Annotated in this window: 13 protein-coding genes; 7 read left to right on the top strand and 6 right to left on the bottom strand. The window is 68.8% G+C overall.

The genetic code is table 11. From position 1 onward, the window contains the following. Window positions 1–19: 19 nt before the first annotated feature. The 4 genes from AACZ75_RS14710 to fsa are packed head-to-tail and all read right to left on the bottom strand — an operon-like array spanning window position 20 to window position 3422. A complete protein-coding gene (locus AACZ75_RS14710; RefSeq protein ID WP_339873861.1) occupies window positions 20–1075 on the bottom strand; it encodes an aspartyl protease family protein in 1056 nt (351 codons plus the stop codon). 39 nt (window positions 1076–1114) lie between these two features. Continuing rightward, complete coding sequence (locus AACZ75_RS14705; RefSeq protein ID WP_339873860.1) at window positions 1115–2044, bottom strand: tyrosine recombinase XerC; 930 nt, start codon at window positions 2042–2044, stop codon at window positions 1115–1117. Next, a complete protein-coding gene (locus AACZ75_RS14700; protein ID WP_339873859.1) occupies window positions 2026–2733 on the bottom strand; it encodes a DUF484 family protein in 708 nt (235 codons plus the stop codon). The genes AACZ75_RS14705 and AACZ75_RS14700 overlap by 19 nt, the downstream gene beginning before the upstream one ends. Before the next feature lie 35 nt (window positions 2734–2768). After that, the gene (gene fsa, locus AACZ75_RS14695) at window positions 2769–3422 is read right to left on the bottom strand and encodes a fructose-6-phosphate aldolase (protein ID WP_339873857.1); all 654 of its coding nucleotides are present in this window, start codon (window positions 3420–3422) and stop codon (window positions 2769–2771) included. Window positions 3423–3452: 30 nt separating this feature from the next. Between fsa and AACZ75_RS14690 the strand changes: the two genes are divergently transcribed. Next, on the top strand, window positions 3453–5615 hold the full coding sequence (locus tag AACZ75_RS14690; RefSeq protein ID WP_339873856.1) for a primosomal protein N': 2163 nt from the start codon (window positions 3453–3455) through the stop codon (window positions 5613–5615). 4 nt (window positions 5616–5619) lie between these two features. Here AACZ75_RS14690 and AACZ75_RS14685 read toward each other — a convergent pair whose 3' ends face one another. Together AACZ75_RS14685 and AACZ75_RS14680 are read right to left on the bottom strand one after the other, a co-directional pair. Then, window positions 5620–6408, bottom strand: a complete 789-nt coding sequence (locus AACZ75_RS14685) for a glutaminyl-peptide cyclotransferase (RefSeq protein ID WP_339873854.1) — start codon at window positions 6406–6408, stop codon at window positions 5620–5622. A gap of 2 nt (window positions 6409–6410) precedes the next feature. Beyond that, window positions 6411–7250 carry a TerC family protein gene (locus tag AACZ75_RS14680; RefSeq protein ID WP_339873853.1) on the bottom strand — a complete coding sequence of 280 codons (840 nt, stop codon included), beginning with the start codon at window positions 7248–7250 and terminating at the stop codon, window positions 6411–6413. Between the two features lie 324 nt (window positions 7251–7574). On the opposite strand from AACZ75_RS14680, the gene AACZ75_RS14675 reads away from it, so the two are divergent. From AACZ75_RS14675 to AACZ75_RS14650, 6 genes are all read left to right on the top strand, one after another. Then, on the top strand, window positions 7575–8129 hold the full coding sequence (locus AACZ75_RS14675) for a F0F1 ATP synthase subunit delta (protein WP_339873852.1): 555 nt from the start codon (window positions 7575–7577) through the stop codon (window positions 8127–8129). A gap of 66 nt (window positions 8130–8195) precedes the next feature. Continuing rightward, window positions 8196–9731, top strand: coding sequence for a F0F1 ATP synthase subunit alpha (atpA, locus tag AACZ75_RS14670; protein WP_339873851.1), 1536 nt, complete (start codon window positions 8196–8198; stop codon window positions 9729–9731). A gap of 32 nt (window positions 9732–9763) precedes the next feature. Continuing rightward, window positions 9764–10642 carry a F0F1 ATP synthase subunit gamma gene (locus tag AACZ75_RS14665; RefSeq protein WP_339873850.1) on the top strand — a complete coding sequence of 293 codons (879 nt, stop codon included), beginning with the start codon at window positions 9764–9766 and terminating at the stop codon, window positions 10640–10642. 40 nt (window positions 10643–10682) lie between these two features. Further along, window positions 10683–12224 carry a F0F1 ATP synthase subunit beta gene (gene atpD, locus AACZ75_RS14660; protein ID WP_339873848.1) on the top strand — a complete coding sequence of 514 codons (1542 nt, stop codon included), beginning with the start codon at window positions 10683–10685 and terminating at the stop codon, window positions 12222–12224. Between the two features lie 3 nt (window positions 12225–12227). Then, window positions 12228–12497 (top strand): ATP synthase F1 subunit epsilon, encoded by a 270-nt coding sequence (locus AACZ75_RS14655; protein ID WP_339873847.1) that lies wholly within the window; start codon window positions 12228–12230, stop codon window positions 12495–12497. 128 nt (window positions 12498–12625) lie between these two features. Further along, entirely contained in the window at window positions 12626–12952 is a 327-nt protein-coding gene (locus AACZ75_RS14650; protein WP_339873845.1) for a multidrug efflux SMR transporter, read from the top strand. Window positions 12953–13024 lie beyond the last annotated feature (72 nt).

Below are 13024 nucleotides of genomic sequence, written 5' to 3'. Positions count from 1 at the left end.
CGACGCAACCGGTTGCGCCCTAGCCTTCCGGCCGGTTCACGGCGCGGGTCGAGGGCGGTCGTCGACCGGTGAAGGCCACGGCATTGTCCGGGAAGTCCAGCGTCACCTCGCTGAAGCGGCTGAGCACGTCGGCCCCGAGCAGCAGGGCCGGTCGATCCGCCATCTCGAGGGTCTCGAACGCGTGCAGATCGGCGAACAGCAGCGGCGTCGGACCCAGCCGGGTCAGGCCCAGCCGCAGGTCGTCGACCTGCAGCAGGTCCGCGTTCAGACGCTGCCCGGTCACGCCATAGACCGGCACCGGGCGGGGCGCGCGCCGCCGGTCCGGATGGCGGGCCGAGATGGCGCGGCTCAAGGCCAGGTTGCCGATCGAATACTGGGCCCCGCTGTCGACGAAGGCTGCCGCCATCTGGCCGTCGACCTGCACCTGGGTCAGCACCAGCTGACCATAGCGCCCGCGGATCGTATGCATGCGACCGCGGCGAATGCGCGAGCCGGTCTGGACGTCGCCGCCCGAGACGATACGGACTCCGCGCAGGGTCAGGGTGGCGGTGCGGCGCGCCACGTCGAACCTCAGCCGGAAACGGCTCAGCACGTCGAGGCCGATCAGGCCGTCCGCGCCCAGCTGGTTCCGCTGGAACACCGGGCACTGAAGCCGTGAAAAGCCCATGCCGCTGAGTTCCAGGCGCTCGACCTGGACCGTGCGGGCCATCGCCGCTTCGGTGATCCCGTGGACCAGCACCGGATCACCCGCCGGCAGGCCCAGGCGATCGGCGACCGTATCGGCGATCGAGGTCGTGCCCGCCCCGGTGTCGATGACGAAGACGAACGGTCCCTGACCGTCGATATAGACCCGGGCCCCGACCCGGTTGAACAGATTGGTCAGCAGGCGGATCTCGGCGACATCCGGCCCGGGCGCCAGGGGCGCGGTGTCCTGGAGCCCGTTGTCCTGTGCGGCCACGGATGAGCCACCGAAACCTGCCAGCGTCGCGCCGATCCCGGCGAGCAGAAGCCTGCGGTCTGGGCCTGGCGTACGATCAGCGGTCAGAGCGGACTCCCCGATGGCTTGGATCGTCATGTTAGGCAGGGTTTCCGTGCCTTGGCGAATCGGCGGCGGTCAGCGGCGCGGGTGGGCGGCCGAATAGGCACCCAGCAGGTGGGCGGCGTCGACCGCCGTATATTTCTGGGTCGTCGACAGGCTGGCGTGCCCCAGCAGTTCCTGGATGATGCGCAGGTCGGCCCCGGCCCCCAGCAGATGGGTGGCGAAGCTGTGGCGCAGGGCGTGTGGCGTGGCGCTGTCGGGCAGGCCCAGCCGGCCGCGCAGGATCTGGACCGAGGCCTGGACCTGGCGCGGGCTCAGCGGCCCGCCGCGGCGCGCCCGGAACAGGGCGTCGGACGGCTGCAGCGGAAACGGCAGCAGGGCCAGATAGGCGTCGATCGCCTTCCGCACCGCCGGCAGGACCGGCACCAGCCGCGTCTTGCCGCCCTTGCCGGTGATGCGCAGCGTCCCGGGCACCGGGGCGTCGGCCCGGGTCAGCGACAGGCCCTCGGATATCCGCAGGCCACAGCCGTACAGCAGCGTCAGCACGGCCCGGTCGCGCGCCGCCTCCCATGGGGGCAGGTCGGGATCGGTTTCGGGTTCCTGCAGCAGGCCGCGGGCCTGGTCCTCGGTGATCGGGCGCGGCAGGGTCGGCTTGACGCGCGGACCGCGCACCAGGGCCACCATCGGCGACGGGGTGTCGAGCCGCCGGTCGAGAAAGCCGTGAAAGGTCCGGATCGCCGACAGCGTCTGGCTCAGCGAGCGGGCGTTCAGCGGATGGTCGCCGCCGCGCCGATCGGCCAGATGGGCACGGATCTCGGCGGCGCTGACCGTTCCGAGGTCGGCGAGACCCTGCGGCCCGCCGCGGTGGCGTTCGAGAAAGGCCAGATAGTGCCGCCCGATGTGACCGTAGGCCTCCAGGGTCCGGGGCGACAGCCGGCGTTCGTGGGCCAGGTGCGCGAGCCAGGCCGACAGGGCGGCGGCGGCGGTCAGTTCAGGATGGGCCATCGTTCGGCCGTGCGCTCGACGACCCGGGCGATGAAGGCCACCAGTTCGCAACCCATCTCCGGCGTGAAGCCGTCGTCTTCCGGTGAGGCAAAGGCGCACAGGGCCGGGCGGCTGCCGGCGTCGGCCCCCGGGAAATGCGGGGTCATGCGGATCAGGGCGACCGACTTCACCCCGGCCTCGGGAGCGGTGAACAGGTCGAGGCCGTCGAAATCGGGACCGAGCCAGGTCAGGCCGTGCTCGCCCAGCAGGCCGTCGACGGCACCGGCCTCGAGGCTGCGCCAGCCGAACGGCACCGCCCCCGGCTTTTCCACGGCGATGACGGCCCCGGCCAGACCGAAACGGCCCTGGGCCACGGCGTCGAGCCGACGCGCGAGGTCCGACGGATTGCGCGCCTCCAGCAGGTCGAGGGCGGCGACATGGGTCTGGGTCTGGGCGGCGAAATTGGCGCGGGCCACCGCCTCGATGCGCTTGCGGGCGTCAGCCTCGCGCTCGGCCGCGGCCTCCAGCCGGGTCAGGGCGGCGCGGCCGAATTCGACCACGTTGCGACCGTGCGGCTTCAGCCCGATCTCTTCCAGCAGGGAGCGGTCGTCGAGCAGGAATTGCGGATGGGCCTGCAGCCAGGTCCGGATTTCCGGCCAGTGCGGCGCATCGGTCTCGACGTCCGGAAACAGATCAGGCGAACCGTTCAACAAGACCACTCCCGGGAACCCCGTCAGGGGCGAGGTTACAGAATTGACTGACCGGTCTTGCCCCAGTCCGCCAGGAAGGCATCAAGACCCTTGTCGGTTAACGGGTGCTTGATCAGGGCCTTGAAGGTGTCGGCGGGCAGGGTGGCGGCGTCGGCCCCGGTCAGGGCGGCGGCCGTGACCTGCTCGGGATTGCGCAGCGAGGCGGCGAGGATCTCGGTGTCGAAATCATGGATGTCGAACAGGGTACGAATCTCTTCCAGCAGGCCGATGCCGTCGGCCCCGACGTCTTCCAGCCGGCCGACGAAGGGCGAGACGAAGGTGGCCCCGGCCTTGGCGGCCAGCATCGCCTGGGCGGCCGAGAAACACAGGGTGACATTGGTCTTGATGCCCTTGTCGGCGAAGGCCCGCGTCGCGCGCAGTCCGTCCCAGGTCAGGGGCAGCTTCACCACCACATTCGGGGCGATGGCGGCCAGTTTGTCGCCTTCGCGCACCATGGTCTCGAAATCGGTGGCCACGGCCTCGGCCGAGATCGGCCCCTCGACGAGGGCGCAAATCTCGGCGATGACCTCGGCGATGTTGCGACCGGATTTGGCGATCAGCGAAGGATTGGTGGTAACGCCGTCCACCATGCCCGTGGGGACCATGTCCTTGATGACGGAGACGTCGGCTGTGTCGAGGAAGAGTTTCATGTCGCCGGTTCTAGCCGAGGGGCGCGTCCTGTGAAAGTCGCCTCCGTGCTTATTCCCCTGCCGGTGGCGGAAGCCTTTGACTATGAGGTGCCGGAAGCGCTGGCGCTGCAACGGGGTGACCAGGTCACGGTGCCGCTGGGCCCGCGCCTGATCCGCGGCATCGTCGCCGAGGTGCGCGAGACGACGGGCTCAAACCGGCGTCTCAAGGCGGTGGCCGGGCGGGTCGATGACCCGCGCCTGCCGCCCCGGACCGTCGATTTCGTTGAATGGGCCGCGCGCTGGACCCTGAGCCCGCCCGGCGAGATGGCCGCCGCGGCCCTGAAGGGCCTGCGCGCGCCGCGTCCCCGGCCGGAACGCCGGGTGCAACGGGTCGGCGACCGGACGCCGGGCCGGACCACCCCGGCGCGGACGGCGGTGCTGGAGGCGCTGGGCGGCAGGATGCTGGCCGCCGCCGACCTGGCCCGGGCCGCCGGGGTCTCGGCCGGGGTGATCAAGGGTCTGGTCGACGAGGGGGTTCTGGAAACCGTCGAGATCACGGCCGAAACCGCCTTTGCCGCGCCCGACCCCGACCATGCCCCGGCAACCCTGAACCCGGACCAGGCCGCGGCGGCGGCGGCGATCACGGCGGCCACGGAGGCGGGGGGGTTCGCCCCCTTCCTGCTGGACGGGGTCACCGGCTCGGGCAAGACCGAGGCCTATCTGGAGGCGGTGGCCCGGACCCTCAGACGCGACCCCGCGGCCCAGGTGCTGATCCTGCTGCCCGAGATCGCCCTGACCCAGGACCTGATCGCCCGGATCACGGCGCGCTTCGGCACAGCCCCGGCCGAATGGCATTCGGGGGTGTCGCCGCCGCGGCGTCGCCGGGTGTGGGAGGCGGTGGCCGCCGGTGCCTGTTCGATCGTGGTCGGCGCGCGCTCGGCCCTGTTCCTGCCCTATCCGGACCTGACGCTGATCGTCATCGACGAGGAGCACGACGGCTCGTTCAAACAGGAGGACGGGCTGGTCTATCACGGCCGGGATCTGGCCGTGGCCCGGGCCCGGATCGAGGGGGCGACGGTGGTGCTGGCCTCGGCCACCCCGTCGCTGGAAACGCTGTGGAACGCCGAGGGCGGACGCTACGGCTGGCTGAAACTGGCGGCGCGGCACGGGACGGCGGTCCTGCCCGACATCTCGCTGCTGGACCTGCGCCGGACCCCGCCCGACCCCCAGACCTGGCTGTCCCAGCCGCTGCGCGAGGCGATCGGCGAGACCTTCGCCCGCGGCGAACAGAGTCTGCTGTTCCTCAACCGCCGCGGCTATGCCCCGGTGGTGCTGTGCCGGGCCTGCGGCCACCGGCTGACCGCGCCCGACACCGACAGCTGGCTGGTCGAGCATCGCTACACCGGACGGCTGGTCTGCCACCTGACCGGTTTCACCATGGCCCGGCCCAAGGCCTGTCCGTCCTGCGGGGCCACGGACTCCCTGGTCGCGGTCGGCCCCGGAGTCGAGCGGGTCGAGGAGGAGGTGCGGGCCCTGTTCCCCGAGGCGCGCACCGCCGTGTTCAGTTCGGACACCGTGCCGGACGCGAAATCGGCGCGGGCCCTGATCCAGAGCATGGTCGCCGGCGAGATCGATATCCTGGTGGCCACCCAGGCCGCGGCCAAGGGTCACAACTTCCCCAACCTGACCCTGGTCGGGGTGGTCGACGCCGACCTCGGCCTGCGCGGCGGTGACCTGCGCGCGGCCGAACGCACCTTCCAGCTGCTGACCCAGGCCACCGGCCGGGCCGGGCGGGCCGACCGGCCGGGCCGCGCCCTGCTGCAGACCTGGACCCCCGACCATCCGGTGCTGCAGGCGCTGGCGGCCGGCGACCGGGACGGCTTCGTCGCCGCTGAACTGGCCGAGCGCGAGGCCGCCTCCCTGCCGCCCTATGGCCGGCTGGCGGCGTTGATCCTGTCAGGTGAGAACGCCGTCGCGGTCGAGGCCACGGCCCAGGCCCTGGCCCAGGCCATTCCCAATGCGGAACGGCTCGAGGTCTATGGTCCCGCCGACGCGCCGCTGGGCCTGATCCGCGGGCGGCGGCGCAAGCGGCTGCTGGTGCGGGCCGACCGCGACGTCGACCTGCAGGGCTTCCTGCGCGCCTGGCTGGCCCGGGTGAAGGTGCCGGGTTCGGTGCGCCTGACCGTCGACGTGGACCCCTATAGTTTTCTTTGACGCGCTAGCGCGGCCCGGTCAGCCGGATCTCGAACAGGGTCGGCCAGGTCTTGCCGGTGACGAACAGGCGGCGACCGTCGGCGTCCCAGGCAATGCCGTTCAGGACCGCATCGGCCGGATCCAGGCCCGACCGGTCCGGCATCAGGCCGGTCAGGTCGATGATGCCGTTCACCCGGCCGGTGGTCGGGTCGATCCGGACGATGACGTCCGTCTGCCAGACATTGGCCAGGACCTGACCGTCGACCCATTCCAACTCGTTCAGCCCGGCGAGAGGCTGTCCGTGGACGGTCACCGGCACCCGGCCGATCTCGGTCAGGGTCTGCGGATCGAGAAACCGCAGCACCGGCGTGCCGTCGGACAGGATCAGCCGCTCGGTGTCATGGGTCAGGCCCCAGCCTTCGCCGGCGTAGGCGAATTCGCCCCGGGGCTCGAGATCGTCGGGATCCCAGACGAAGCCCTTGCCGTCCTTCCAGGTCAGGGTCAGCACCCGGTCGCCGAAGACGGTCAGGCCTTCACCGAAATAGGGGCCGTCCAGGGTGCGCCGCTGCAGCACCACCCCGTCCGCCAGGCGCACACGACGCACGGTCGATGGATACCTGCCGGTGCTTTCCAGCAATTCGCCGTTGCGGAACTCGAGCCCCTGGGTGAAGGCCCCGGGGTCGTGCGGGTATTCTCGGACGATCTCGAATCCGTAGACGGGGATGGTGGCCGGTGCCGGCGCGGCGGTCCGCGGCTGGGCCAGCGCCGCAACCGGCACCAGCAGCAGGGCGAGGATCAGTCCGGCCGTGCGCATGGTCACACCCCGGGGTCGGCGGTCTCGGCCCGGTTCAGCGCGGCCTGGTGCTCAACCTGGGCCGCATGTTTCTTCGCAGCCGCCACCCGGCCCATCATGTTGAGCCCCTCGACCAGGCCGGAGAAGGCCATGGCGGCATAGATGTAGCCCTTGGGCACATGGACGCCGAAGCCGTCGGCGATCAGCACCATGCCGATCATCAGCAGGAAGCCCAGGGCCAGCATGACCACGGTCGGGTTCTTGTCGATGAAATTGGCCAGCGGCGTCGCGGCCAGCAGCATGACGGTCACCGCGACGATCACGGCCGCCATCATGATCGGCACATGATCGGTCATGCCGACGGCCGTCAGGATGGAGTCGACCGAGAACACCAGGTCCAGCAGGATGATCTGGAAGATGGCCGAGCCGACGTTGGTGATGACCACGTCCTTCTTGTCGAGGAAGCCCGATGTCGGGGCCGGGTCGACCGTGTGGTGGATTTCCTTGGTGGCCTTCCACAACAGGAACAGGCCGCCGGCGATCAGGATCAGGTCACGCCAGCTGAAGGCGGTCTCGAACAGGGGCGCACCGTGTTCGATCGGCCCGCTCAGGCCGAGATCGAAGACCGGCTGGGTCAGGGCGACGATGAAGCCGATCGTCGCCAGCAGGCCCAGGCGCATGATCAGGGCCAGGCTGATGCCGATGCGACGGACGCGGGGGCGGTCCTTTTCGGGCAATTTGTTCGACAGGATCGAGATGAAGACCAGGTTGTCGATCCCCAGCACCACCTCCATGACGATCAGGGTGACCAGGGCCAGCCAGGCGGCCGGATCGGAGAACAGGGGGGTGATGCTGTCGAACATGGCAGGTTCCTGAGTGGGACTGGGCGCTAGTAGCGGGCCACCGTTCTTCCAGCAAGCGGGGACGCAGCCCGGAGTCCGGTCCCCGGCCCGATCCCGGATGTCTGATCGTTTCGGGACGTCCGCGACAGCGACGATCCGTTCGCGTCGGTTGCGAGCGGGAAAAGCCCATGCTATCAGGCGCCCGGCTTCCACGGGGCGTTTCTCACGAAACGGCCCTTGGCGTGCTTTCCTAAGCATTTCAAGCCTTTGACCGGCACGTACCTCGTCGCCGGTCGCGACCCGAACGCTTCGATCTACGCTTTGACCCTTTGGCGGACCTAATAAGTGGCTGACGAATTCAGAACGACGGAAGTCGGCGAGCGCTATGCAAGAGCGCTGTTCGACCTCGCTGGCGAGACCGGGCGTCTCGCGGCGGTGCGCGCCGACCTGGCCGCCCTGCGGGCCGCCTGGGACGAGAGCGCGGACCTGCGCCGTCTGGCCGGCTCGCCGGTGATTTCGGCCGAGGACCAGCGCCGCGGCCTGGTTGCCGTGGCTGAAAAGGCCAAATTCGACGCCACCACCGTGAAATTCCTTGGCCTGCTCGGCCAGAACCATCGCGCCGGCGACCTGCCGGCCGTGATTGCAGGCTTTGATGCCCTGTATGCGCAACAGGCCGGCATCGTCGCCGCCGAGGTCGTCTCGGCCGCCGCCCTCGACGCCGGGCAGCTGCGCAGCATCAAGGCGGCCCTGGCCACGGCCCTGGGCAAGGACCCCGAAATGACCGCCCGCGTCGATCCGTCGCTGCTGGGTGGATTGAAGGTGAAGGTCGGCTCGCGCCTGTTCGACGCCTCGCTGAAAACCAAGCTCGACCAGATGAAGTTCGCCCTCAAGCGGGCCTGATCCAACACCAATTGACGACCGGGCCCGAGGGCCCGGACCCAAGAGACGAAAGCCAGAGAGCCCACCATGGACATCCGCGCCGCCGAAATTTCGGCCATCCTCAAGTCGCAGATCGCCAATTTCGGCGTGGAAGCGGACGTGTCCGACGTGGGACAGGTTCTGTCCGTCGGTGACGGCATCGCCCGCATCCACGGACTGGACAATGTCCAGGCCGGCGAGATGATCGAATTCCCCAAGGCCGGGGTTAAGGGCATGGCCCTGAACCTCGAACGCGACAACGTCGGGGCCGTGATCTTCGGTCAGGACAGCCAGATCGCCGAGGGCGACGAGGTCCGCCGTCTGGGCGAGATCGTGGATGTTCCGGTCGGCAAGGGTCTGCTGGGCCGCGTCGTCAACCCGCTGGGCGAGCCGATCGACGGCAAGGGCCCGATCCAGTTCACCGAGCGTCGCCGCGTCGACGTCAAGGCCCCGGGCATCATCCCCCGCAAGTCGGTGCACGAGCCGATGCAGACCGGCCTGAAGGCCATCGACACCCTGATCCCGGTCGGTCGCGGCCAGCGCGAGCTGATCATCGGTGACCGCCAGGTCGGCAAGACCGCCGTGGCCATCGACACCATCCTGAACCAGAAGACGACCAACGCCGCCGCCAAGAGCGAAGGCGAGAAGCTGTACTGCATCTATGTCGCCATCGGGCAGAAGCGCTCGACCGTGGCCCAGATCGTCAAGACGCTCGAGGAGCGTGGCGCGCTGGAGTACACCATCGTCGTCGCCGCCACGGCCTCGGAGCCGGCCCCGCTGCAGTTCCTGGCCCCGTTCGCCGGCACCGCCATGGGCGAATATTTCCGCGACAACGGCATGCACGGCCTGATCGTCTATGACGATCTGTCGAAGCAGGCTGTCGCCTATCGCCAGATGTCCCTGCTGCTGCGCCGCCCGCCGGGCCGCGAAGCCTATCCGGGCGACGTCTTCTATCTGCACAGCCGCCTGCTGGAGCGTTCGGCCAAGCTGAACGAGGACAACGGTTCGGGCTCGCTGACCGCCCTGCCGCTGATCGAGACCCAGGCCAACGACGTGTCGGCCTATATCCCGACCAACGTCATCTCCATCACCGACGGCCAGATCTTCCTGGAATCGGACCTGTTCTACCAGGGCATCCGCCCCGCCGTGAACGTCGGCATCTCGGTGTCGCGTGTGGGCTCGTCGGCCCAGATCAAGGCGATGAAACAGGTCGCCGGTTCGATCAAGGGCGAGCTGGCCCAGTATCGGGAAATGGCCGCCTTCGCCAAGTTCGGTTCGGACCTCGATGCCTCGACCCAGCGTCTGCTGGCCCGCGGCGCGCGCCTGACCGAGCTGCTGAAGCAGCCGCAGTATTCGCCGCTGACGGTCGAGGAGCAGGTTGTCTCCATCTACGCCGGCACGCGCGGCTTCCTCGATACGGTCGCCGTGTCCGACATCGGCCGCTTCGAGTCCGAGCTTCTGGCCCGGGTCCACTCCAAGCACGCGTCGATGATGGAGGCGATCCGCACCCAGAAGGCCCTGTCGAAAGAGCTGGAGGCCGAACTGAAGGCCGCCATCACCGACTTCGCCAAGACGTTCGCCTGAACCTGACCCGGAAAGCGAGAGAGTAGCGCCGGATGGCCAGCCTCAAGGAAATGCGGAATCGGATCGGAAGCGTCAAGGCGACGCAGAAGATCACGAAGGCCATGCAGATGGTCGCCGCCGCCAAGCTGAAACGCGCCCAGGACCAGGCCGAGAGCGCCCGGCCCTATGCCGCGCGCATGGCCGCCGTCATCGCCAACCTGGCGGCCGGCGTGTCGGGCGACGGAGCGCCCCGGCTGCTGGCCGGTACCGGTTCGGACCAGCGCCACCTGATCATCGTCGCCACGGCCGACAAGGGTCTGGCCGGCGGTTTCTCGACCAATGTCGTCCGTGCGGCCCGCGACCGGATCAACACCCTGGTCCAGGCCGGCAAGGACGTGCGCGTCGTCGCCGTGGGTCGCAAGTCGCGTGACGGCCTGCGCCGCCTGTTCGGCGACCGCATCATCCATACGTTCGAGCTGAGCGACCACAAGGTCCTCGGCCTGCCGTCGGCCCTGCCGATCGCCGAACTGATCGCGACCGAGTTCGAGGCCGACCGCGCCGACGTGGTCACCCTGTTCTACAGCCGCTTCCAGTCGGTCATCGCCCAGGTCCCGACCGCGCGCCAGCTGATCCCGGCCGTGGTCGAGGGCGGGGCCGCCCCGATCGACCTGAACGGGGCCGTCTATGACTATGAGCCGTCCGAGGAAGAGATCCTCGAGACGCTGCTGCCGCGCAACATCACCACCCAGATCCTGGCGTCGCTCTATGAGAACCAGGCCGGCTTCTACGGTGCCCAGATGGGCGCGATGGACGCCGCCACGCGCAACGCCGGTGACATGATTTCCGCCCTCACCCTTCAGTACAACCGATCCCGCCAGGCGCAGATCACCAAGGAGCTGATCGAGATCATCTCCGGTGCCGAAGCCCTCTGATCTGATCCCGACGCACACGACGACAACGGACCCGCACCCGATGACCGACACCACCGCCAAGAAATCCGCCGCCAAGAAGCCCGCCGCCGCCAAGGCCGCGCCGAAGGCAACCAAGGCCGCCGTCCGCGCCGCCGGCACCGGCAAGATCGCCCAGGTCATCGGCGCCGTCGTCGACGTCGAGTTCGAGGGGGCTCTGCCGGCCATCCTGAACGCCCTGGAAACGAGCAACACCGACCAGAAGACCGGCAAGCCGTTCCGCCTGGTTCTGGAAGTCGCCCAGCACCTGGGTCAGAACATGGTCCGCACCATCGCCATGGACACCACCGAGGGTCTGACCCGCGGCCAGCCGGTGACCGACACCGGCACCTCGATCATGGCCCCGGTCGGACCGGGCGTGCTGGGTCGCATCATGAACGTCGTCGGCGACCCGATCGACGAGAACGGCCCGATCAAGACCACCGAGCGTCGCCCGATCCACCGCGAGGCCCCGAGCTTCGAGGAGCAGTCGACCTCGTCGGAAATCCTCGTCACCGGGATCAAGGTCATCGACCTGATCTGCCCCTTCACCAAGGGCGGCAAGGTCGGCCTGTTCGGCGGTGCCGGCGTGGGCAAGACCGTGACCATGCAGGAGCTGATCAACAACATCGCCAAGGCCTACGGCGGCTATTCGGTGCTGGCCGGCGTGGGTGAGCGCACCCGCGAGGGCAACGACCTGTATCACGAGATGATCGAGTCCAACGTGAACGTGGATCCGGCCAAGAACGGCGGCTCGACCGAGGGCTCCAAATGCGCCCTGGTCTACGGCCAGATGAACGAGCCTCCCGGTGCCCGTGCCCGCGTGGCCCTGACCGGCCTGGCCCAGGCCGAATATTTCCGCGACGAAGAGGGCAAGGACGTCCTGCTGTTCGTCGACAACATCTTCCGCTTCACCCAGGCCGGCTCGGAAGTGTCGGCGCTGCTGGGCCGCATCCCCTCGGCCGTGGGCTATCAGCCGACGCTGGCCACCGAGATGGGCAACCTGCAGGAGCGCATCACCTCGACCAAGAAGGGCTCGATCACCTCGGTCCAGGCCATCTACGTCCCCGCCGACGACCTGACCGACCCGGCCCCGGCCGCCTCGTTCGCCCACCTTGACGCGACGACCGTGCTGAACCGCGACATCGCCGCCCAGGCCATCTTCCCGGCCGTGGACCCGCTCGACTCGACCTCGCGCATCATGGACCCGCTGGTCATCGGCGAGGAGCACTACCGCGTCGCCCGTTCGGTCCAGGAGGTTCTGCAGCAGTACAAGGCGCTGAAGGACATCATCGCCATCCTGGGCATGGACGAGCTGTCGGAAGAGGACAAGCTGACCGTCTCGCGCGCCCGCAAGATCAGCCGCTTCCTGTCGCAGCCGTTCTTCGTGGCCGAGCAGTTCACCAACTCGCCGGGCAAGTTCGTGTCGCTGGAAGACACGATCCGCTCGTTCAAGGGCATTGTCGCCGGCGAATACGATCACCTGCCGGAAGCCGCCTTCTACATGGTCGGCACCATCGAGGAAGCCGTCGAGAAGGCCCAGAAACTCGCCGCCGAGGCGGCCTGATCCATGGCCGGCAAGCTTCAGTTCTCGCTGGTGTCGCCTGAGCGCGAGGTCTTCAACGGCCTCGTCGACCAGGTCGACGCCGCCGGCGTCGAGGGTGATTTCGGGGTCCTGCCGGACCACGCCCCGTTCATGACCGCCCTGCGCGAAGGCCAGGTCACGGTCATCGACGGCGTATCGCGGCGCGTGTTCGACGTCCACGGCGGCTTCGCCGACGTCAACGCCGACGGCCTGACCATCCTGGCCGAACAGGCCGCGGAAGTGACCGCAGACTGATTTCCGGTGACGGGCGCGGTGTGAACCGCCGCCGCCCTGTCCCCCGACAGACCTTGAGGCCACGTCCTCCCCCGGCAACCGGGTTTGAAGTCCGGGACGGCCCGGCCCTTTGAACGGAGGGTCGCGCCATGGCCTGGGTCTATCTCGTCATTGCCGGACTGCTGGAAATCGTCTGGGCCTATTTCATGAAACAGTCGGCGGGCTTCACCCGCCTGTGGCCCAGCGTGATCACCTTTGTGACCATGGGGATGAGTTTCGCCCTGCTGTCGATCTCGATGAAGACCCTGCCCCTGGGCACAGCCTATACCGTCTGGACCGGTATCGGCGCGGTCGGAGCCTTCGTGGTCGGCGTCATCTGGCTGAACGAGGGCGTGCATCCGATGCGGGTCGCCGCCGCGGGCCTGATCATCGCCGGGCTGGTCCTGATGCGGCTCGCCCCGTCCACCGCAGTCTGATCCTGAAGCGGCCTAGCTGTCGTTTCCAAGCAGGTTGTTCACTCGTGCCCATGGGGTGAGGCCGTTGATGCC

The sequence above is a fragment of the uncultured Brevundimonas sp. genome (assembly GCF_963975535.1).
GTDB lineage: Bacteria > Pseudomonadota > Alphaproteobacteria > Caulobacterales > Caulobacteraceae > Brevundimonas.
Note: the sequence above shows the minus strand (reverse complement) of the source record. Positions and strands in the feature narration are given on the sequence as shown.

What these genes read in the sequence shown, in the direction of transcription:
- AACZ75_RS14710 (WP_339873861.1), bottom strand. Translation starts at nt 1,075, where the DNA reads ATGACGATCCAAGCCATCGGGGAGTCCGCTCTGACCGCTGATCGTACG.
- AACZ75_RS14665 (WP_339873850.1), top strand. Translation starts at nt 9,764, where the DNA reads ATGGCCAGCCTCAAGGAAATGCGGAATCGGATCGGAAGCGTCAAGGCG.
- AACZ75_RS14655 (WP_339873847.1), top strand. Translation starts at nt 12,228, where the DNA reads ATGGCCGGCAAGCTTCAGTTCTCGCTGGTGTCGCCTGAGCGCGAGGTC.
- AACZ75_RS14705 (WP_339873860.1), bottom strand. Translation starts at nt 2,044, where the DNA reads ATGGCCCATCCTGAACTGACCGCCGCCGCCGCCCTGTCGGCCTGGCTC.
- AACZ75_RS14680 (WP_339873853.1), bottom strand. Translation starts at nt 7,250, where the DNA reads ATGTTCGACAGCATCACCCCCCTGTTCTCCGATCCGGCCGCCTGGCTG.
- atpA (WP_339873851.1), top strand. Translation starts at nt 8,196, where the DNA reads ATGGACATCCGCGCCGCCGAAATTTCGGCCATCCTCAAGTCGCAGATC.
- atpD (WP_339873848.1), top strand. Translation starts at nt 10,683, where the DNA reads ATGACCGACACCACCGCCAAGAAATCCGCCGCCAAGAAGCCCGCCGCC.
- AACZ75_RS14650 (WP_339873845.1), top strand. Translation starts at nt 12,626, where the DNA reads ATGGCCTGGGTCTATCTCGTCATTGCCGGACTGCTGGAAATCGTCTGG.
- fsa (WP_339873857.1), bottom strand. Translation starts at nt 3,422, where the DNA reads ATGAAACTCTTCCTCGACACAGCCGACGTCTCCGTCATCAAGGACATG.
- AACZ75_RS14685 (WP_339873854.1), bottom strand. Translation starts at nt 6,408, where the DNA reads ATGCGCACGGCCGGACTGATCCTCGCCCTGCTGCTGGTGCCGGTTGCG.